At 54.5% G+C, this 20,997-nt stretch carries 17 protein-coding genes and 1 CRISPR repeat array; all 17 genes read left to right on the top strand.

Annotated elements, in window-relative coordinates; translation table 11 throughout:
• Window positions 1–22 precede the first annotated feature (22 nt).
• Complete coding sequence (locus ACZ5Q2_RS18555; protein ID WP_061333302.1) at window positions 23–910, top strand: mechanosensitive ion channel family protein; 888 nt, start codon at window positions 23–25, stop codon at window positions 908–910.
• Window positions 891–1,382 (top strand): ATP-dependent zinc protease family protein, encoded by a 492-nt coding sequence (locus ACZ5Q2_RS18550; RefSeq protein ID WP_061333303.1) that lies wholly within the window; start codon window positions 891–893, stop codon window positions 1,380–1,382. The genes ACZ5Q2_RS18555 and ACZ5Q2_RS18550 overlap by 20 nt, the downstream gene beginning before the upstream one ends.
• Window positions 1,383–1,384: 2 nt before the next feature.
• The gene (gene rimK, locus ACZ5Q2_RS18545) at window positions 1,385–2,290 is read left to right on the top strand and encodes a 30S ribosomal protein S6--L-glutamate ligase (protein ID WP_058091875.1); all 906 of its coding nucleotides are present in this window, start codon (window positions 1,385–1,387) and stop codon (window positions 2,288–2,290) included.
• A 6-nt stretch (window positions 2,291–2,296) separates the two neighbouring features.
• Complete coding sequence (locus ACZ5Q2_RS18540) at window positions 2,297–3,364, top strand: succinylglutamate desuccinylase/aspartoacylase family protein (RefSeq protein WP_061333304.1); 1,068 nt, start codon at window positions 2,297–2,299, stop codon at window positions 3,362–3,364.
• Window positions 3,365–3,378: 14 nt separating this feature from the next.
• Entirely contained in the window at window positions 3,379–3,804 is a 426-nt protein-coding gene (locus ACZ5Q2_RS18535) for a secondary thiamine-phosphate synthase enzyme YjbQ (RefSeq protein ID WP_058091873.1), read from the top strand.
• Window positions 3,805–3,883: 79 nt separating this feature from the next.
• Window positions 3,884–4,843 (top strand): helix-turn-helix transcriptional regulator, encoded by a 960-nt coding sequence (locus ACZ5Q2_RS18530; RefSeq protein WP_061333305.1) that lies wholly within the window; start codon window positions 3,884–3,886, stop codon window positions 4,841–4,843.
• Between the two features lie 82 nt (window positions 4,844–4,925).
• Entirely contained in the window at window positions 4,926–5,903 is a 978-nt protein-coding gene (gene cas1f / locus ACZ5Q2_RS18525; protein ID WP_061333306.1) for a type I-F CRISPR-associated endonuclease Cas1f, read from the top strand.
• Window positions 5,900–9,283 (top strand): type I-F CRISPR-associated helicase Cas3f, encoded by a 3,384-nt coding sequence (gene cas3f / locus ACZ5Q2_RS18520; RefSeq protein WP_432210584.1) that lies wholly within the window; start codon window positions 5,900–5,902, stop codon window positions 9,281–9,283. The genes cas1f and cas3f overlap by 4 nt, the downstream gene beginning before the upstream one ends.
• A gap of 48 nt (window positions 9,284–9,331) precedes the next feature.
• Window positions 9,332–10,666 (top strand): type I-F CRISPR-associated protein Csy1, encoded by a 1,335-nt coding sequence (csy1, locus tag ACZ5Q2_RS18515; protein ID WP_432210585.1) that lies wholly within the window; start codon window positions 9,332–9,334, stop codon window positions 10,664–10,666.
• Window positions 10,663–11,661 (top strand): type I-F CRISPR-associated protein Csy2, encoded by a 999-nt coding sequence (gene csy2 / locus ACZ5Q2_RS18510; protein ID WP_061333309.1) that lies wholly within the window; start codon window positions 10,663–10,665, stop codon window positions 11,659–11,661. Before csy1 ends, csy2 begins: the two co-directional genes overlap by 4 nt.
• A 41-nt stretch (window positions 11,662–11,702) precedes the next feature.
• Entirely contained in the window at window positions 11,703–12,731 is a 1,029-nt protein-coding gene (gene csy3, locus ACZ5Q2_RS18505) for a type I-F CRISPR-associated protein Csy3 (RefSeq protein WP_061333310.1), read from the top strand.
• Window positions 12,732–12,734: 3 nt separating this feature from the next.
• A complete protein-coding gene (cas6f, locus tag ACZ5Q2_RS18500; protein ID WP_061333311.1) occupies window positions 12,735–13,298 on the top strand; it encodes a type I-F CRISPR-associated endoribonuclease Cas6/Csy4 in 564 nt (187 codons plus the stop codon).
• 129 nt (window positions 13,299–13,427) lie between these two features.
• A CRISPR array of direct repeats spans window positions 13,428–16,515; the repeat unit is 28 nt; unit sequence CTTCACTGCCGTACAGGCAGCTCAGAAA.
• Window positions 16,516–16,801: 286 nt separating this feature from the next.
• Window positions 16,802–18,553 carry a type VI secretion system PAAR protein gene (locus ACZ5Q2_RS18495; RefSeq protein WP_156471749.1) on the top strand — a complete coding sequence of 584 codons (1,752 nt, stop codon included), beginning with the start codon at window positions 16,802–16,804 and terminating at the stop codon, window positions 18,551–18,553.
• Window positions 18,543–19,157, top strand: coding sequence for a DUF2931 family protein (locus ACZ5Q2_RS18490; protein WP_197463842.1), 615 nt, complete (start codon window positions 18,543–18,545; stop codon window positions 19,155–19,157). Before ACZ5Q2_RS18495 ends, ACZ5Q2_RS18490 begins: the two co-directional genes overlap by 11 nt.
• Window positions 19,158–19,348: 191 nt before the next feature.
• The gene (locus ACZ5Q2_RS18485) at window positions 19,349–19,810 is read left to right on the top strand and encodes a DUF2931 family protein (protein ID WP_432210586.1); all 462 of its coding nucleotides are present in this window, start codon (window positions 19,349–19,351) and stop codon (window positions 19,808–19,810) included.
• Window positions 19,811–20,121: 311 nt separating this feature from the next.
• Entirely contained in the window at window positions 20,122–20,460 is a 339-nt protein-coding gene (locus ACZ5Q2_RS18480) for a hypothetical protein (RefSeq protein ID WP_061332327.1), read from the top strand.
• Window positions 20,461–20,949 carry a hypothetical protein gene (locus ACZ5Q2_RS18475; RefSeq protein WP_061332326.1) on the top strand — a complete coding sequence of 163 codons (489 nt, stop codon included), beginning with the start codon at window positions 20,461–20,463 and terminating at the stop codon, window positions 20,947–20,949.
• The last annotated feature ends 48 nt before the right edge of the window (window positions 20,950–20,997 follow it).

Here is a 20,997-nt window from a genome sequence, read left to right as displayed (position 1 = left end):
CAGCCGCTACAGGAGCAGTTACGTGTTGGAAGCAATTCAGGCAACCATAACACAGGTGATCAACGGGATTGCCTGGGGGCAGTGGTTGTCCGCCGGATTCTTGCTGGCTCTGGGTATCGTTCTGGGTTCACTGGTGGCCCGCAGCGTTGGCCGTATGGTTGAGAGCCGGGTGTCTCGCCATCACATGGTGATGATTCGCCGGTTGTTCTTCTATGCAATCTTCATGTTGTTCGCCATGGCAGCGCTGCGCGAGGCTGGTTTTTCTCTCGAGGTTGTCCTGGGTGCCGCCGGTATTCTGACCGTCGCCATCGGTTTTGCCTCGCAAACCTCAGCCTCCAACATCATCAGCGGGTTGTTCCTGGTCATTGAGAAACCCTTCGAGATTGGTGACTTTATCGAGGTGGATGCCACTATCGGGGAAATCGTTTCTATTGACTTGCTGAGTGTGAAACTGCGCACACCGGACAACCTGTATGTACGAATCCCCAATGAAACCCTGATCAAGACCCGGTTGGTGAACCGCTCCCGCTTTCCCATTCGCCGGATTGATCTGACTGTGGGTATTGCCTACGCGGAAGATGTAGAGCGTGTCAGTGATCTGTTGCTGGAGCTGGCGGAGAAAAATGCGGTATGCCTTGAAGAACCCAAGCCTTTTGTTCTGGTAACGGGCTTTGGCGCGTCCTCCGTGGATCTGCAATTTTCCTTCTGGGTACCCAAAGACAAATTCTTCGAGGGCCGTGGCGGCATGATGGTGGCCATCAAGAAAACACTGGATCAGCAGGGTATCGAGATTCCGTTCCCCCATACCAGCATATACGCCGGTAGCCATTCCGCGCCCTTCCGTGTGCAACTGATGGGCCCGGAACAACAGAAAGATAAGGACTCCCCGGATGTCGAGCGAGACAACTGAAGCAATCAAGAGCACTCAACCCATCCAGGCGGATAACAAGATCGCTCTGGGGTGGCGGGAATGGGTGGCCCTGCCGGATCTGGATATTGGCCGAATCAAGGCGAAAGTGGATACCGGTGCGCGCACATCGTGCCTGCACACCTTTCGCACCGAACCCTACACGGAGAACGGAGAACGCCGGGTGAAATTCTGGGTACACCCCGTTCAGAACGATTTGCACCAGGTGGTGGAATGCGATGCCAAAGTGCTTGATGAGCGAACGGTATCGGATTCCGGAGGGCACAAAGAAATGCGGCTGGTGATTGAGACCACCCTGGTGGTGGGCGATCAGAGCTGGCCTATTGAAATGACACTGACCAACCGGGATTCCATGCGGTTCCGGATGTTGCTGGGCCGTACCGCCATGGCGGGCCGGTCCCTGATCTACCCTGAAGCTTCCTACCTGGCCGGTAAGCCGGCATTAAGGACCTGAATATGAAAATTGCGGTACTGTCGCGAAACCGTCACCTGTACTCAACCCGGCGTCTGGTGGAGGAAGGCATTAACCGTGGCCACGAAGTGAAGGTGATCGATGCCCTGCATTGCTCCATGAACATCACCTCTGCGAACCCGTTGATCCATTATCACGAAGAGGTGCTGGAAGACTTCGACGTGGTGATTCCCCGGATTGGTGCCTCGGTCACCTTCTACGGCACAGCCGTGCTGCGCCAGTTCGAGATGATGGGGGTGTTTCCGCTGAACGAATCCGTGGCCATTACCCGTTCCCGGGATAAATTGCGTTCCCTGCAACTGCTGGCCCGAAAGGGCGTGGGCATGCCGGTCACCGGTTTCGCCAACAAACCGGACAACGTGCCGGAGCTGCTGAAGATGGTGGGCGGCGCGCCGGTGGTGATCAAGCTGCTACAAGGCACTCAGGGCATCGGCGTGGTGCTGGCGGAAACCCGCAAGGCGGCAGAGAGTGTGATTGAGGCCTTTATGGGCCTGAAGGCAGACATCCTGGTGCAGGAGTTCATCAAGGAAGCCGGCGGCGCTGACATTCGCTGTTTTGTGATTGGCGACAAGGTCATTGCCGCCATGAAACGCCAGGGCGCCGAGGGTGAGTTCCGCTCCAACCTGCACCGGGGCGGTACCGCTTCGCTGGTCCGCATTACCCCGGAAGAGCGACGCACCGCTATTACCGCCGCCAAGGCCATGGGCCTGAACGTGGCGGGTGTGGACTTGCTGCGCTCCAGCCGTGGCCCGCTGGTGATGGAAGTAAACTCCTCGCCGGGCCTGGAAGGCATCGAGAATGCCACCGGCAAGAACGTGGCCGGCATGATCATTAACTGGACAGAAAAGAACTACAAACCCTGGAAAACCAAAACCCGGGGCAGGGGATAAGCGCGCATGGCAAGAGCACCGTTTGAAATCGCTGGCGTACAGGTAAAAGCCGGTACCCGTGAGACTGTGGAAGTCCCGGTGGCCAAACTCTATACCCATACACCGCTGCACATTCCTGTGGAAGTGGTGCACGGCCGCCGTGACGGCCCGGTGCTGATGGTGTGCGGTGCGATTCATGGCGATGAAATCAACGGTGTGGAAATCATCCGCCGGGTGTTAAAAAACGGCGCGCTCCGGCACCTGCGGGGCACGCTGGTGGCAGTTCCTATCGTTAACATCTTCGGATTTGTGCAGCGCACCCGTTACCTGCCGGACCGCCGGGACTTGAATCGTTGCTTCCCGGGCTCGGAAACCGGTTCGCTGGGCGGCCGCATTGCCTACCTGTTGCGCACCCAAATTATGGAAAAGGTCACCCACATTATCGACCTGCACACCGGCGCCATTCACCGCTTCAACCTGCCGCAGATTCGCGCAGAGCTGAAGAACCCGGAAACCTCCCGAATGGCGGATGCCTTTGGTGCCCCCATCATCATTAATGCAGGTCTTCGGGAAGGCAGCCTGCGGGCCTACGCCGATTCCCTGGATATTCCTGTCATCACCTTTGAAGGCGGTGAGGCCTTGCGCTTTGATGATGTGGTTATCGCCAGCGGTGTGAAGGGTATTATCCGGGTGATGCGGGAACTGGAAATGGTGCCTGCCAAGAAAGGCCCGAGGGCGCCCAGAAAGCGCTCTGAAACTGCGGCTAACTCACAGTGGGTGCGGGCAGATATGGACGGCATCATGCGCCCCGTGGCCAGCCTCGGCCAGAAGGTGCGTAAAGGTCAGAAACTGGCCATGGTGGCGGACCCCTTTGGTGAATCGGAGGTGGCGATCACGTCCCCCTGTTCCGGCATTGTGATCTGTGTAAACAACCTGCCACTGGTGAACGAAGGCGAGGCCATCTATCACATCGCCCGCTTCGACGAGCTGGGCGAAGCTGAAAAAGCCATGGACTACTTCCGCAGCTCCTTCGAGAGCGAAGTGTCGGAAGACGCGGTAGTGCCCGTACACCCCTGGGACGAACTGCAAAAATAACCGGAGTTGGTACTATGATCTGGCACCAGAACACGATCGAACTGGCCCCGCTGCCCAGGGGTTTTCACCTGGTCACCAATGAAATTCTGGCCCAGGCGCCGGAACTGACCAACTGCGAAGTGGGGCTGCTGCACCTGTTCATCCAGCATACCTCCGCGTCCCTGGCGGTCAACGAGAATGCCGATCCCGATGTCCGGGGCGATCTGGAGCGCCATTTCAACGTTATGGTGCCCCAGAATGCTCCGCATTATGAGCACACCATGGAAGGCCCGGACGACATGCCGGCCCACATCAAGAGTGTGATGATCGGCCCGTCACTGACGCTGCCCATCAGTCACGGCCATCTGGCCCTGGGTACCTGGCAGGGTATCTATGTGTGTGAACACCGGGATAACGCCGGTAGCCGGAAGATTGTGGCGACGTTGCAGGGGCGTTGGTGAGCGTTTGTAACCTAAAGTGGCACCCGAATGGATATGTAGCTAATCTTGCTTGAGGAGGGATGTTCAGCAAGGAGAGCAAGTGAGTCGCTTTTACCGCATTTACCGAATCCACGAATTACTTCGCAGTGCTAAAAAGCCAGTTCCCATGCGCAGGTTTATGGAAGAACTGGAGGCCAGCCGGAATACCATCACCCGAGACTTCGAGTACCTGCGAGACTCCCTGGGTGCTCCAATCGAATACTGCCGGGAAGAGAACGGCCACCACTATGAACCGGAAGCGCCTGTATTTGAGCTGCCAGGGTTTTGGATGAATCCAGCAGAGCTGTATGCCCTGCTAGCCTGCGAGTACCTCCTGGAGAACGTCCAGCCCGGGCTTATCACTAATCGCCTGGCTCCGCTGAGGACAAGAATCCGGGATTTGTTGGGTGAATCCGGCCATGATGCAGAGACCATCAGCGAGCGCATTCGAATCCAACCAATCCAGACCCGCTCAGCGGAACACCAGATTTTTGATCCGGTTGCCGAAGCAACGCTTGCGGGCAAATGCCTGACCTTCCATTACCTCTCCAGAAGCACGGGCACAGACAAGCTGCGAACCGTGCACCCCCAGCGGTTAGTGCATTACCGCTCTAATTGGTATTTGCTGGCTATTTGTGACGAAGCAAATGCCCTCCGGTTGTTTTCACTGGACCGAATGTCTGCCCCCTCCGTTTCTGCTGATCCATCCAAAAAAGCATTGAAAGATGACCTGGACGCCTTTGCGGGCTCTGGGTTCGGAATATTCGGGGGTGCAGCAACACAAATCGCCCACCTGAAGTTTACCGAGCATGCGGCCCGCTGGGTGGCCGAAGAAATCTGGCATGAAGAACAAAAAAGTGAGTGGCAGGGTGGCAGCTACCACCTTCATGTTCCCTACTCTGATGAGCGTGAGTTGGTTATGGAGATATTGCGCTATGGGCCGGATGTTGAGGTTGTTGCGCCGGAAAGCCTCAGGCGTGAAGTGGTGACCAGGGTTCGCAGAATGGCAGAGATCTACTGAGGATTTTTTTCGGTGGTGCAGTGGTTGGGGCAGTACTGCTGTTATGTTTGGTAAACAAGTAGCCCGACCGGATGATTATTAAATGGACGACCTGACTTCCAGCGACTTAAAAACGATCTTGCAATCAAAAAGAGCCAACCTTTACTACCTGGAGTACTGCCGGGTATTGGTTAACGGCGGGCGTGTGGAGTTCGTCACCGAGGAAGGACGTAGGTCTCTTTACTGGAATATTCCGATTGCCAATACCACTTCAGTGTTACTTGGAACCGGAACGTCGATTACCCAGGCTGCGATGCGGGAGCTGGCCAAAGCGGGTGTACTTGTTGGGTTCTGCGGTGGGGGCGGGACACCATTGTTCTCTGCGAACGAAGTCGATATTGAGGTGGCGTGGTTTTCCCCACAAAGTGAGTACAGACCAACCGAGTACCTTCAGGCGTGGGTAGGCTTCTGGTTTGATGATGAACTGAGATTGATAGCAGCCAAGGCATTCCAGATCGCTAGGTTGAACCGCATAAGAGCGCACTGGATTAATAACCGGTTACTTTCGGAAAGTGGGTTTTCCATACAGCCGGAAACGCTTGATCCAATACTGGACTCAGCAAAGGATGGAGTATTTGAGGCGGCGGATAACATCGCATTACTCACAGAAGAGGCCAGGTTGACCAAAAAACTGTTCAAGATGGCTTCCCAGGCAGTCGATTACGGATCCTTCGTGCGGGCCAAACGCGGAGGGAGTGTTGACCCGGCAAACCGCTTCCTGGATCACGGCAATTACCTAGCATACGGCCTTGGTGCAACGGCAACCTGGGTTCTCGGGCTGCCCCACGGCTTGGCCGTTCTGCACGGAAAAACCCGTAGGGGCGGACTTGTCTTCGATGCAGCCGATCTGGTTAAAGACGCTGTTATCCTGCCACAGGCCTTTGTTTCTGCCATGAGAGGGGATGAGGAGCAGGAGTTTCGTCAGGCATGCATAGAGGCTTTGTCTCGCTCTGAATCGCTGGATTTCATGATCGACACTCTTAAAGACGTGGCGGTTACCACGAAGGCGGACAAGTCATGAATGTGCTGTTTGTTTCGCAGTGTTCGGGCAATGCGTTGCCGGAAACTCGCCGAATTCTGGATCAATTTGCTGAGCGCAAGGGTGAGCGGACATGGCAAACTCCGATTACTCAAGCAGGATTAGACACCCTTCGCCGTCTCCTGCGAAAGAAAGCGAGAAAAAATACAGCGGTCGCGTGCCACTGGATTCGGGGAAAAGACCATAGTGAGCTGATCTGGATAGTAGGGGACGCAAAAAAATTCAGCTCCCGGGGCGTGGTGCCGACCAACAGTACCAGCCGCAACATCCTGCGGGCAGGGGATGAAAACGATTGGCACACGGGCGAGGAAATTCGACTGCTGACGGCTCTGGCCGCATTGCTGCACGACCTGGGTAAAGCCTGCCAGGCTTTCCAGCAGCGCTTAATCAGCACCAAGCCTATGGAAAAGAATCGCTATCGTCACGAGTGGCTGTCGCTGAGGCTATTCCAGGCGTTCGTTGGCAGTGACGACGATGTTGGTTGGCTGAAACGACTCGCAAACCCATCAGATGATGACAAGCATTCCTGGCTGCGGAACCTGCAACGGGATGGTCTCGACAACGATACGTCAAAGCCATTCCAACAATTGCCACCTTTAGCAAAAGCAGTGGGCTGGCTTGTGCTTACCCATCATCGCCTGCCAGTTCTGCCTGGTCAAAGGCCTGATGGTGAGCAGGATCGGCTGGGAAAAAAGGTTCCAGGTTTTGGCTCTGGGCTGTTGCGTGATGTGGTGAGCAAAATCGGACCGGGCTGGAACGAGATTGTTCGTGATTCACGACCAAGCGAACTTGAGCCCTACTGGAATTTTAAAGAAGGGCTTCCGGTCAGTACCGGGAAATGGTGTGAGCGCGCTTCCTCTGTAGCAATACGAATGATGAACCGGCAAGGAATGCTGGAAACCGATTGGCTGGATTATCCCTACGTGATGCATGTGGCTCGAATGTCGCTGATGCTGGCGGACCATCATTACTCCAGCCTGACAGATCCGAAGCTGCGCACGGCAGGCGACCCTCACTACCGGCTTTACGCTAACACCAACCGTAAAACAGGGGAGCTTAATCAACCGCTGGATGAACATTTGCTGGGTGTGGAGCATCATGCAGGAGCCATTTGCCGGTCACTACCATCCCTGACCGATAGCCTGCCTAGCCTGGCGCGCCATAAGGGGTTTCGTAAAAGGAGTGACCATGCCCGTTTTCGCTGGCAGGACAAGGCCTTTGACCTTGCCGAGGGGCTGCGTAGTCGCAGCGTGGACCAGGGCTTCTTCGGCGTTAACATGGCCTCAACAGGTTGCGGCAAGACTCTCGCCAATGGCCGTATCATGTATGCCCTGGCGGATCCGCAACGAGGCGCTCGGTTTTCCATTGCACTGGGCCTCAGAACACTGACCCTGCAAACGGGTAAGGCCTATCGGGACCTGATGAAACTCGGTGATGACGATCTGGCTATTCGGGTTGGAGGGACCGCTAACCGGACTCTGTTCGAGCATCAGCAGAGCGAGGCGGAGAAAACCGGTTCGGCTTCATCCCAGCCCCTGCTGGACGACGACACCTATGTGCATTTTGAGGGCAACTTCGAGGCCCATCCGGTACTGCGCCGAACCGGCCAGGACAATCACGTCAGAGCGCTTATCTCGGCTCCGATTCTCACCTGTACCGTCGATCATCTGATTCCTGCTACAGAGAGCCTAAGGGGCGGCCACCAGATAGCTCCCATGATCCGGTTGATGAGTAGCGATCTGGTACTGGATGAGCCAGACGACTTTGACATGAACGACTTACCAGCGTTGACCCGGTTGGTTCATTGGGCTGGCCTTCTGGGCTCGCGCGTGTTGCTGTCCTCCGCCACACTGCCCCCGGCCCTGATCGAAGGCCTGTTTGATGCTTATCGGGATGGGCGGTTGCAGTACCAGAAAAACCGGGGTATCCCTGGACAGCCCGTGAATATCTGCTGTGCTTGGTTTGATGAATTCGACCGGCATCATGCTGACTGCGCGGAGCGTAATAGTTTCAGTGAAGCCCACGGCGCATTCGTGAAGAGTAGATATAGAAAATTGGGTGAGTCCGCTGTCAGGCGCCGTAGCGAGGTGGTCCCTTTGAGTGCGGACGGAAGAGATCTGAAGGCAATCTGTCGGTCGGTGGCTGATGACGTGGTCCGCCATGCCGTGGCATTGCATGAAGCCAATCATTCCTCTGATCCGAAATCCGGGAAAAGGGTCAGTTTCGGTCTGGTCCGGATGGCCAATATAGAGCCCCTGATTGACGTTGCCATCAATATTTTTAACAGCGATTCCCCAGAGGCGCCTCGCATCCATCTCTGTGTTTATCATTCCCAGCACCCATTGTTGATTCGATCATCCATTGAGCAGCAATTGGACAACGTACTGGATAGAAGAAAGCCGCAACGGGTGTTCGATATTACCGACATCCGGTCACGCCTGGATTCGTCGGATGAACCCGACCATATCTTTATCGTGTTGGGCTCCCCTGTCACTGAGGTTGGTCGGGATCATGACTACGACTGGGCGATTGTTGAGCCTTCTTCCATGCGGTCATTGATTCAGCTTGCGGGGCGGGTTCGCAGACATCGTACTGAAAAGTGGGAGGCCACCAATATTCGTGTCTTCGATGTGAATATTAAGCACCTGAGAAGTCCGGGGGATCCGGCGTTTTGCCGCCCTGGGTTCGAGTCGGAAGGCAAGTGGCTACTTAATTCCCACCACCTGACCGAATTGCTGACAAGTGATGAAGTGGCCGCCATTGATGCCCGTCCTCGCATAATGGCCCGCTCACCTCTTGCACCCCACGATAGTCTTATCGACCTGGAGCATGCCCGGCTTGCCGACCTGATGCTTCTGCCTGTGGAGGTTTCATCGGAGGAAGTGGCATCCACAAACAAACCAACTACGCGCCGGCAAAGAATGAAGGCCGACGCGCCAAAGCCACTTCCGCCGTTCAGGGCCTATTCATGGTGGTCGCTCCCCCATGGAACCTTAACCGGTGTTTGCCCACAGCATCAGCCGTTCAGGGAAAATACGACCGTTCAGAATGAATTGGTGTTGATGCCCGATGAAAGCGGTGAGGATTACGAGTTGCATCAGGTGGATACCAGTAGCCGGGCTGGTCCCGATCTTTTGATTCCTATGGAAAAGAAGAATCACAGAATTGCAGTAGAGACACTGCTGGGGGCTGGCGTTGAGCCTTGGGGAGAGTCGGATTACATGGAAGCCTTGGTCGCATTGGCTGAGGAACTCGATATGGAGTTGGAGGCCTGTGCACGGAAATTTGGGGTTGTCACCCTTAGGGAAAGCGAACAGGGGTGGCGGTATCACCCAGTGCTGGGTTTTTCCCAGCAGCGATGAATACTTGGATAAGAATGAAACAGGAAGCTAAACCAGAGCGAGTCAAATATGTCTGACGAAGCAGAAAAATTGAGAGCTGTCGTGGAGAAGTTTCTCCAGGAAAGGCTGCAGGGCAAAGTTGAAAAGCTTGCTGAAGACGACCCCAAACGTCAGGAATTGAATGAACAGTTCCGATTCGAAAGCTGGGTCGCCGATGCTGCACGCCGTGTGGCCCAGATTCAGTTAGTCACCCATTCCCTCAAAGCCACCCACCCGGATGCGAAAGGCTCCAGTCTCTATAGACCGCCGGGCGAGCTCAACGCAGGCGGTCTTGTAGGGACCAGTTCTCTGGGTGAGTCGTTTAATGCAGATGTGGTTGGAAATGCTGCCGCTCTGGATGTTTATAAATTTCTAAGGCTGACATTTGCCGGTAAGTCGCTTTTGGACAGGGTGCTGGAAAGAGATGAATCCCTGATTGCAGCTTTGTCGAATGACCGCACCCAGGCTGAGGAGTGGGTGGAGGCTTTCGCCGGCATTACCTCACCTGGTTCTTCGGAGAGCTCCCACACAAAGGCGAAGCAAGTGTATTTCCTTGTGGGGGACGATCCTGGTGCGGACGACGGTTATCACTTGCTGTCCCCCATATACGCCACATCACTTGCCCATGAAGTCTTTCAGCGTATTAATAGGGACCGGTTTGGAGAACGTCAGAAGGAAGCTCGGCAAGCCCGGCGGGAAAAAAAGCCGTTTGACCATGGTTTCTATGAATACCCGGAGCTGGCGGTTCAGAAACTGGGCGGCACCAAGCCCCAGAATATCAGCCAGTTGAACAGCGAGCGGGGAGGCAACAACTATCTTTTAGCCTCGCTCCCACCCCAGTGGCAATCCCGCGATGTAAAGCCGCCGCTTAACAAGGATTCCGTGTTCCCCTTGTTTGGCTATCGTGCGGAAACGAAACGACTACTCCGTCAGTTGGTTGAATTTCTGGCGGCTGATCCCGCCAAAAATTTGCAGACAAGGAATACTCGGGATGAGTTGATTGATGACCTCTGCGGCGAACTCCTGCAGTTTGCAGCGGAGCTGCGCACCTTGCCTTCAGGCTGGTCTGCATCTGTAGAGTGTCGTCTCCCGGAAGCTGAGCAGCTTTGGCTGGATCCTGGCCGGGCCGAGTTGGATGAACTATTCAGGCAGCAATGGATGAAGGGTGATTGGCCCGGCACCATTCGCCACCGCTTTGCCAATTGGCTAAACCACGCACTTGCCGGGACTCTTCCGGTTGGTGATCCCGAGCACAAACATTGGTCTGACCAGCTCAAGCGGGATGGAGACTGGATGAAGGGGCTTAGCGACGACAAGCGTTGGATGGCTGCCTTTGATGAACTGGAAATGGAGCTGGAAGCATGACGGCGGAATCAACGATAGAAGGAATCCTGATAATACCGCGCATCAAGGTCCAGAACGCGAATGCTATCTCATCGCCTATGACCTGGGGATTCCCGGCGATTACGGCGTTTGTTGGTCTGATGCAGGCACTTGACCGCAAGCTGCCCGAAAGCATGGAGTTAATGCTGGAGAGGGTTGGTGTTATCTGCCATCACTTTGAACCACAAGTGACCGAAGGCGGGTACACGCGGGCATTCCGCCTGACACGTAATCCGGTGGGCAAAGATGGTAGTACGTCCGCCATTGCGGAAGAGGGCAGGGCACACCTGGAAATTTCACTGGTGTTTGGTGTGGCTGGCCCGGCGCTCGCGGAAGGTAATGGGGAATTGAAAATCATTGCCGACGATGTCGCTCATATTCTTTCTGGTATGCGTGTTGCCGGAGGCTCCGTGATCCCGCGAATGAAGCGATCCAACTGGCAGCACCAGCCCAGTCTTATCCGGATCGACGAGTCTGAAAATGAGTGGCAGCAGCAATTCCGTAAAATTCGCCGCCAATTATTGCCGGGATTTGCCTTGGTGTCCCGGCAGGATTTGCTGGAGAAAAGGCTCCAGGATATGCGAAGCGAACAGCCGGACGCGACGGCTCTGGATGCCTGGCTCGATCTATCAAGGTTACACGTTTATCCGGAGACCGCTGATGGTGTTGAGGAAGAATCGGCTGAGAGCGGACGGAAGGACTTGAACTGGCAAGTGCGTCGGCCACCGGGATGGATTGTGCCTATCCCTGTTGGCTACGGCGCACTTTCTGATCTCTACCCTCCGGGACAGGTAGCCCGGGCGAGGGATAACTCAACACCGTTCCGGTTTGTAGAAACTCTCTATTCCATTGGTGAATGGGTAAGTCCACACCGACTCAAAACCATTGATGATCTGCTCTGGGTATCCGATGCCGACCCGGATTCCGGCATCTATCAGTGCAGTAATCCCTACGGTGGGCGCAGGCGCTGCGCCTGACCACTACCAGACAATCGCCATCAATCAAAAGGAACAACCACATGACCAATAACACTCTGAAAACTGCATCTGTCCTCGCTTTCGAGCGCAAGCTAGACCCTTCCGATGCACTGCTCTTCAGTGGGAATTGGGAAGACAGGAGTAAGGCTGACGATTGGGCTCCGATAGGTCTGCGGGAGAAATCGGTTCGCGGAACGATTTCTAACAGGCTAAAAACCAAGGATCAGGATCCTGCAAAGCTGGATGCGCAGATTGAGAACCCGAACTTGCAAACCGTGGATGTAGCCATGTTGCCGAGCGATGCGGATACGCTCATGACGAGGTTCACATTGCGAGTGTTGGGAGGAACGGGCCAGCCGTCCGCCTGTAATAATTCAGAGTACCGGGAAAAGCTGCAATCCGTTGTCGGCGGGTATGTCACCGACCAAGGGTTCACCGAGCTCGCTTCCCGGTACGCCTACAATCTGGCGAATGGCCGGTTTTTGTGGCGGAATCGGATTGGATCTGAAAATATCGAGGTTCAGGTTCGACAGATCAGGAACGGTTCCGCATCCAATACGTGGGTGTTCAATGCGCTCGACTTCTCACTCAGGGGATTCGATGTGCCGCAGTCTTCCAAGGATGACCTGGATGCTTTGGCAAATACAATCGCAGAAGGATTGGTTGGTTCAAGCCACGTGCTGCTTGAGATAACTGCGTTTGTGCGGGTTGGGAATGGGCAGGAAGTATTCCCGTCTCAGGAATTAATCCTTGATAAAGGGAAGTCAACCAAAAGCAAAACCCTGTACGACGTTGGGGGTGTGGCCGGCATTCACTCTCAGAAGCTGGGGAACGCACTGCGCACAATCGATACCTGGTATCCCACGGAAGAAGATCTTGGCCCCATTGCCGTTGAACCCTACGGGTCAGTAACCACACAGGGCAAAGCTTATCGGCAGCCGAAACAGAAGGTGGATTTTTACTCACTGCTGGACGGCTGGATTATCAAGGACAAAGTACCACCGGTTGAACAGCAGCACTTTGTTGTCGCCACACTGATTCGTGGTGGGGTGTTCGGGGAGGCCGGTTGAATCATGGACTATTTCCTGAACATCGAGATACGGCCTGATCCCGAGTTCACGGCTCCGCTCTTGATGAGTGTGCTGTATGGCAAATTACACAGGGCGTTGACTGATATGGCGATGAGCAATCTGGGTGTTAGCTTTCCGGAACATACCAGCAAGCCGCGCACTCTGGGAAGCGTGCTTCGTCTGCACAGCGATTCGGCAACATTGGATCGGTTGATGAGTAGCCCCTGGCTCACCGGAATGGGAGACCATGTGTGTGTGGGTAGTCCCGGCCTGGTTCCGGACGGCGTAACGCACAGGGTCGTCAGAAGGGTTCAGGGCAAAACCAATGCTGAACGCTTGAGGCGCCGGCATGCGAAACGACATAATGTTTCGCTGGAAGAAGCACGAAGTATTATTCCGGACAGTGCCGAATGCAAACTGAAGTACCCCTTTGTAATGCTTCGGAGCCAGAGTACAGCGCGGAAGTTTCCCTTGTTCATCGAGCATTTGCCAGAGCAGTCTGGCCCGGCGGAAGGGGAATTCAACTCTTACGGCCTGAGTAAAACGGCAACCATTCCTTGGTTCTGACCCTTTTTTAGGGCTGGAATTAAGAAGTATATAAATCAATGAGATAGCGGGCTACCAGAAAAAATGGGTTTTGCCCGCTATTTTTCTATTGCTCTTTAAAAACTAGAAACTTACGGTGTATTATCGCTACTTCACTGCCGTACAGGCAGCTCAGAAAATCCATAACGCCGACTGCGTACACCTGGCCCGCTTCACTGCCGTACAGGCAGCTCAGAAAACACCTCCCAGTAATCATTGAACGGGTGCGCCCTTCACTGCCGTACAGGCAGCTCAGAAATGGAAAACCACCGACTTTGAAGCCGAAGCCGCCTTCACTGCCGTACAGGCAGCTCAGAAACCGCCCGATTGGCTGCTGGCTATGTGGACGGCCTTCACTGCCGTACAGGCAGCTCAGAAAACTACGCCCTGACCAGCTCCATAGCGCTTTACCTTCACTGCCGTACAGGCAGCTCAGAAAGAGCCGGTGCGTAGGTGTTGGCGTTGTCGCCCCTTCACTGCCGTACAGGCAGCTCAGAAAATCACCGGCAACGCCTTGGCAAACTTGTCAGCCTTCACTGCCGTACAGGCAGCTCAGAAAATGCGCGATCAAACGCTGATTTAATTTTCATCCTTCACTGCCGTACAGGCAGCTCAGAAATACAAGCCCGAATCAGACCTAAACCACAACCACTTCACTGCCGTACAGGCAGCTCAGAAACGGCAGCATTGGGAGGCTGAAAACCAATCGGACTTCACTGCCGTACAGGCAGCTCAGAAAAATCTGACCACCAGGGCGTGATACTCGGCTAACTTCACTGCCGTACAGGCAGCTCAGAAATATGATGCTAAAGCGAAATACCCTTAATCCCGCTTCACTGCCGTACAGGCAGCTCAGAAAATAAGGGTCGGGTTTTGATGAACTCCCCCGGTCTTCACTGCCGTACAGGCAGCTCAGAAAATGCCCATGCGTCAGCCACGGCGCTTACCCTCCTTCACTGCCGTACAGGCAGCTCAGAAATCCCGCTGTTGCTGACATCCTGCGCGCGGGATCTTCACTGCCGTACAGGCAGCTCAGAAAATGGCTGATGTTCTGGACGTGCTCGGAGCGATCTTCACTGCCGTACAGGCAGCTCAGAAAAAGGCTGACGATTCTGAGAAAAAACCACCCTACTTCACTGCCGTACAGGCAGCTCAGAAATCATCCAGTGGCGTGTTGCTGTCCCAGGCATCCTTCACTGCCGTACAGGCAGCTCAGAAATGGTTTGTCGCTTGCCAACTTGAGATGCCACCCTTCACTGCCGTACAGGCAGCTCAGAAAGAGAGACATTAGCGCTCTGCAACCTCACAGAACTTCACTGCCGTACAGGCAGCTCAGAAAATATCCGCTATCATCGCCCACCAGCTCATGGCCTTCACTGCCGTACAGGCAGCTCAGAAAACTGCACCCGCCCATGCTCGTCTACCGCTGCACTTCACTGCCGTACAGGCAGCTCAGAAAAAGTGCGACAGGTATTCGCGTTCGTATTCTTCCTTCACTGCCGTACAGGCAGCTCAGAAATCCGCAAGCAGGCCGAGGCGGTGGAAGAGGCTCTTCACTGCCGTACAGGCAGCTCAGAAAACTGGTCGGGCACCTGATTGCCGTCATCGTCACTTCACTGCCGTACAGGCAGCTCAGAAAGTAAACCGGCACTGACCAGCATCCACCGCTGCCTTCACTGCCGTACAGGCAGCTCAGAAATCACATCGTAATCCAGTGACCGCCAGTCCCTTCTTCACTGCCGTACAGGCAGCTCAGAAATGCTGAAAGAGATTGAGGAGGCGAGATGAGGGCTTCACTGCCGTACAGGCAGCTCAGAAATACCCAAAATCCAGCTACGAGAAACAGCGCCACTTCACTGCCGTACAGGCAGCTCAGAAATTCTGATACTCGACGGCGCTCAGGCGGCTGTCCTTCACTGCCGTACAGGCAGCTCAGAAATGAATGCGCATGCAATAGCGCCGGGATAAGGCCTTCACTGCCGTACAGGCAGCTCAGAAAATTGCCGGGATAGCTCGCACCGTGGAAAGCCACTTCACTGCCGTACAGGCAGCTCAGAAACCCAGCTTGTCCGCCACAGAATCCAGCGAGATCTTCACTGCCGTACAGGCAGCTCAGAAATTTACCGATTCGCACAGCTGGCGCGAATCACGCTTCACTGCCGTACAGGCAGCTCAGAAAAGAAATAGAGACTGTCCACGTGAGGCTGTCTCCTTCACTGCCGTACAGGCAGCTCAGAAACAAAAGCGAGAGTTATAGGGCTTACAGCTACCCTTCACTGCCGTACAGGCAGCTCAGAAATCAAGCCGGGCCGCCATTGCATCGAACTTGCTCTTCACTGCCGTACAGGCAGCTCAGAAAAATTCATCGGACGGCTTGGCCAAGATCCAAGTCTTCACTGCCGTACAGGCAGCTCAGAAAAATTGCAGAATCCAAAGTCCGCCAGCTGGGCGCTTCACTGCCGTACAGGCAGCTCAGAAATTCTCGGGCGTTGCTGAGGATGTTGGTGTCGACTTCACTGCCGTACAGGCAGCTCAGAAAATCGAGATAGCGAATCAGTAGCGTGTCTCGCTCTTCACTGCCGTACAGGCAGCTCAGAAACCAGCGCTCCCCAATGTCTACCAGGCGCCAGCCTTCACTGCCGTACAGGCAGCTCAGAAAGATTCCGTAGGCCCGGTTTGCATAATCCAGGCCTTCACTGCCGTACAGGCAGCTCAGAAAAAAGACCCTGATACCGGCGCGTACACTGATCACTTCACTGCCGTACAGGCAGCTCAGAAAGAAAAACCAAGAGTTTCTGCATTGGATGGAATCTTCACTGCCGTACAGGCAGCTCAGAAATGCTGGGGGATACCGGAACCGGGAAAAGTCAGCTTCACTGCCGTACAGGCAGCTCAGAAAAGGCGCGTGCGGCGGTCGGGCGTGGCGCCGTCCTTCACTGCCGTACAGGCAGCTCAGAAATGAACGCGGCCCAGTCTTTCCGGCTCATACCTCTTCACTGCCGTACAGGCAGCTCAGAAAAGTGCCAGCGAATCCATTGCCATCACCATGGGCTTCACTGCCGTACAGGCAGCTCAGAAAATCGGCCGCACGGCTATTCGCGGCATCTACGCCTTCACTGCCGTACAGGCAGCTCAGAAAAGTGACTTTTTCTGTTCTTCCGTGAGCTCAAACTTCACTGCCGTACAGGCAGCTCAGAAACCCAGCGCCCCGCTGAAACCGGAAAGCCTGCACTTCACTGCCGTACTAAGCTCATCGTTCGTTGCTCGGGAAAGGCTTGAGCGCTGTGGTGCATGAGGAGTTGCCGCCATTGTGCTCAGTTTCCGATTGCGTAGATGCTTCCTTCAGGCCGAGCGGTGCTGATACACTCTAGTTTGCATATATACGGAACACATGCGATCTGAATAAAGCTGGCATAAGGGCAGGATTGCCCGTCAAGGAGCCCCGGGATTATTGGGGTATCAAGGAAGAGGCAAGGAGCAAAGCCATGAGCGGCAAGAAAGTTGTGCTGTTGGGGGATCTAGGTACCGACCATGAGGGTTTCCCGCCCACCCCGGTAATCAACGGTTCCCCGGATGTATTCATCGACGGCAAGCCCGTCGCTCGGGTAGGTGACCAACTTGCCCCGCACTCCAAACCCAAGCATTCCCCTCATCCGCGTACTATCGCTTCCGGTTCAAGCACGGTTTTCATTAACGGGTTACCCGTTGCCACAACCGGTGGTGCGATTTCCTGTGGTGGAGTCACCATTGGCAGTAGTAGCGTGGTGGTTGGCGATACCCATGCGCCATTGCCATTCTCTGGTGTTTCGGGGGCAAATTCTCACTCTGCGCCTTTGAGCTCAGACTCCAGTACAGCAAAAAACCATACAAACGGCATGCGGGCCTCTTCCGGCGCGCAGCTGCGCAGTAGCACGTCCAGCCACGATGGTGGAGGGGCTGGCTCAGCCGCAACCCCTTCTCAGGCCACCAAGGCTATTGACGAGTCTGGCAAAACCCTTCGCCTGGGGGTGTTTTTTGATGGCACTGGCAACCATCGGGGCAATGACCAGATCCTGGCGAACCGCGATGTGACGAATGTGGCGAAGTTGTATGACCTGTATCGTGACGATGGCCTTGGCAGCAACTATCGAAGAATCTACGTGAATGGACCAGGCACCATTGACGGCCAGCACACTCCGAATGGCTTTGAGGCCTCGGAGGACCTCATGGGCTTGGGTTTGGGCATTGGGCCCGAAGGTGGGCATGACAGAATTAGCTTTGCACTCGAACGGATGCGAAGAGATATCTTTGCCGGGGACTATGAAGAAGTAGTCTTTGATGTCTTCGGCTTCAGCCGGGGCGCGGCCTTGGCCCGGCATTTTGTCAATCTGATCAATGGACAACCGGAAACGGTCCTGCTGCCCCAGTTTAAGGGTGCCTCTTTGTTCTCCCCAATGGTTGGCGTTACACCCGTACCCGCTTTCCCGTCTGGTGTGAAGGTGCGGGTCAATTTTGTTGGCCTGTTTGACACTGTGGGTAGTTTTTACCTGCCCGGAGACAACGCCAACCTGGACTTTAACTTGAACCTTTCGCCCAGCAGTGCCGAACGGGTGGTGCACCTTACGGCCCATCATGAGATCCGCAAGAATTTCCCATTGAGCAGTATTATGAATGCCAGCGGTAATGGGCCATCACACTTTACGGAAATAGCCGTACCGGGTGCCCATTCCGATGTGGGCGGCGGTTATGAAAATCCGGACAAGGGTTTCGAGAATATTGAGAAGATCGTTCTGGGCATCCACTCGGGTCTTGCGGACGGCGGCCATACCCAGCGCACAGCGATTCCGCAGCTTGAGGCGAAGTACGCGCGCCCAGGCCGGACGGTGGTAGCAGTGCCCCAGCCAAACGGCGATATCCACGTGCAGGAGCGTAGGCATACTCGTAAGGAACTAGCTATCTATAACCTGCATAGGATGCATGATTTTGCCGTGATCGGCGGTGTTCCCGTTGATGACCTAAACCGGTCTAATCCTGATCACGCCTTGCCGGCCACTCTGCAATCGGCTATCGAATCCTGGCAGTCATCGGGAGGGTCACTGGAAGCTTCTCGGAAATATCTGGGTGGATTTATCCATACCTCCCATAGCATCTACAAATTTGGGCTAGACCCAGAGCCTACTGGTCAACGGTCGATCTTTCAGAACCGGCCAACCCAAGCCATAGTTCCGTCCAATAGAGGAGTAGCGAGTGCACAGTAAGACCATTGCAAGAGCCGCTTTTTCAATCCTGCTACTGATCATGGTAACAGCATGCTCATCGGAGGCCCGCAAGTACGACTTCGCCGTGTCCGTGGCGGGAGGCCCGAAAGGCTGGCCGGTTTGGGTTGAAGACATCACATTCGATGGAACGTGGAGCGCTCGTGGCGGGTCACTGCGTGGTGGTTATGACCATATCCCCCCGGGAGGGGGCGTCGTGGGGATAAGTCCTAAACCTGCCCCCAGAACCGTGCAGGCCCGCTGGTTTTCTTTCCGAACCCAAACGTTCTATGAGGTCACTTTCTCGCTACCCGATGACCTCGATGGCAATTTACGCCAGTGGTATCGGGACTACCCGCTTGATGACTACAACCATACTCTGATTGTTGGGTTTTCGGGTAAGGGAGAAGCACTCGCCTGGTGGGAGGCGTTCTGTAACACCTGTAATTACGACCGCAGCCACGACTTTCACATACCTCTGGCAGAAAACGTTGTCGCCGAAGTTGTTGAGGGTAATCCTGCGTGGTACGAGGACATAACCTATCAGCATGTCAGAGAAGGTACGATTCCATTACCGACTGGTATGGCTGATTCATCGCCCAAGTAGCAATGTTGAAAATTAAGATACTTCATGGCCGAGCGAACCAGTCAGTTAACGTGTGCCGGCGCGCTCATTCTGACGCTCTTCGAAGATCCGCATTAGTTATTCTATTATCGCTCTGGATGGCAGCCTGCTCATCGGAACCCCGAAAGTACGACTTTGCCGTGTCCGTGGCGGGAGGGCCTGAAGGATGGCCCGTGTGGGTTGAAGAAGTAATCGTTGATCAATCCTGGAGAGTGCCGGCTGGTGGAATTGAACACGGCTTTGATCAACATCCTCCAATGGGCGGTGTGGCCGTATTGGGTCCCAAGCCTGCACCCAGCAGCGTGCATGCCCGCTGGTTCTCCTACCGGACCCAGACATTCTATGACGTTACCGTATCGCTGCCAGAGGATCTTGATGACAAACTACGCAAATGGTATCGGGACTATCCGCTTGATGACTATAGCCATACTCTGATTGTTGGGTTTTCAGGTAAGGGAGAAGCGCTTGCCTGGTGGAAGGCTTTTTGCTCCACCTGCAATTACGATCGCAGCCACGATTTCCACACGCCGCTGATCGAGAACGTCCAGGCTGACGTGGTTGAAGGGGATCCGAGCGGCTACCGATTGCAAACTCAGGAGTTGGTTGATGAGGGAAGTATGCCGTCTCCGTGGTAGCCGTTCCATGGATAAGGAGACAGGAGTGGCGCATGCGTAAGGGCCCGGCTATTGGAGCGATCTTCTTCATCCTGCTACCAATCTTTGCTTCGATCTGTTCCTTGGAACCCCGCAAGTACGACTTCGCCGTGTCCATGGCGGGAGGCCCGAAAGGCTGGCCGGTTTGGGGCATGGCGTCGCGCCTCATACGTGCGTAGAAGCTGTACGTTATGCCCTCGCTACCTGTCGCAAATACACGGATGTACATGGAGCTGGATCGGGGATAGTCTCTTGAATGCAACAAATGGACGGTGTTACTCAAGGAGGAAAAAATGGAATGTCCTGATATTACTGGACTAAAGCTTGATTATGATGATTGGGAAACCATCGAGGATATTCGCAGAAGACAAAGGGCAGGGAATATGCTCGAAATTATAATGCCCGCAGGGGCGTTGGCAACGATATTTCTTGGAAATAATTCGGCACAAGCGACCTTCAATATCAGTGGCTTTGACTTCGTTCTTTTCACGAAAGCAATGTCTCAGGCAGGAGATATTGTAAGAAAATCAATAGAAAAGGAAGCTAGAATGCAATACTTGTCTCCTGGTAAGAGCTATGAGCAGCGTCAGTTCTGGAAGGCTATCTATAGCGGCTGCACAGGAGGTATATAAATGAAACGTGTAATGATTATCTGTCTTCTTTTCCCAGGGCTTATTTTGGCTGAAGGCCCTGATTTCGCCAGGAGAACTATTGACCTGAAATTACAGAAGTACGAGGAAAAATTGGTTGCATGCGAAAGGGTCGAGAGTAATAGATATTCACCGGGAGACGATGCATTAGATGTACTGAGAAGGTATGACGACGATGATGTGAGGCGCTTTCTCGTGTCTAAAAGCTCTATATCCCTCCATAACTGCACGATGCCTGAAATAGGTGATGCATCGTTCATCGTCGGAGCCATACTCGAGTCCCGTGATGTGAGTGAGGCTACTAAAACGTATGCCGCTGACAAGCAATTTCTACTTCACGTGTCATCTTGGGGCTTCTACGAACATTTAAACAACCTTCCTCCAGATATGTTGGCTGAACTGGCGAATTATCATTATTTTGACGAGCCTTTCGATGCACTAAAAATTTTGGATGAGTTGGGTGTTTTCTGATCCAAAGGGCGCAGCCATTCTCCAGTGGCTGCGCCCTTTCTAATTAGC

The organism is Marinobacter alkaliphilus, assembly GCF_055394375.1.
The sequence above is the reverse complement of the archived record's forward strand: the minus strand, read 5'-3'. Positions and strand labels throughout refer to the sequence as shown.

Coding starts and splice junctions, on each gene's coding strand:
- ACZ5Q2_RS18550 (WP_061333303.1), top strand. CDS start 891: ATGTCGAGCGAGACAACTGAAGCAATCAAGAGCACTCAACCCATCCAG.
- rimK (WP_058091875.1), top strand. CDS start 1,385: ATGAAAATTGCGGTACTGTCGCGAAACCGTCACCTGTACTCAACCCGG.
- ACZ5Q2_RS18540 (WP_061333304.1), top strand. CDS start 2,297: ATGGCAAGAGCACCGTTTGAAATCGCTGGCGTACAGGTAAAAGCCGGT.
- ACZ5Q2_RS18535 (WP_058091873.1), top strand. CDS start 3,379: ATGATCTGGCACCAGAACACGATCGAACTGGCCCCGCTGCCCAGGGGT.
- cas1f (WP_061333306.1), top strand. CDS start 4,926: ATGGACGACCTGACTTCCAGCGACTTAAAAACGATCTTGCAATCAAAA.
- cas3f (WP_432210584.1), top strand. CDS start 5,900: ATGAATGTGCTGTTTGTTTCGCAGTGTTCGGGCAATGCGTTGCCGGAA.
- csy1 (WP_432210585.1), top strand. CDS start 9,332: ATGTCTGACGAAGCAGAAAAATTGAGAGCTGTCGTGGAGAAGTTTCTC.
- csy2 (WP_061333309.1), top strand. CDS start 10,663: ATGACGGCGGAATCAACGATAGAAGGAATCCTGATAATACCGCGCATC.
- csy3 (WP_061333310.1), top strand. CDS start 11,703: ATGACCAATAACACTCTGAAAACTGCATCTGTCCTCGCTTTCGAGCGC.
- cas6f (WP_061333311.1), top strand. CDS start 12,735: ATGGACTATTTCCTGAACATCGAGATACGGCCTGATCCCGAGTTCACG.
- ACZ5Q2_RS18495 (WP_156471749.1), top strand. CDS start 16,802: ATGAGCGGCAAGAAAGTTGTGCTGTTGGGGGATCTAGGTACCGACCAT.
- ACZ5Q2_RS18480 (WP_061332327.1), top strand. CDS start 20,122: ATGGAATGTCCTGATATTACTGGACTAAAGCTTGATTATGATGATTGG.
- ACZ5Q2_RS18475 (WP_061332326.1), top strand. CDS start 20,461: ATGAAACGTGTAATGATTATCTGTCTTCTTTTCCCAGGGCTTATTTTG.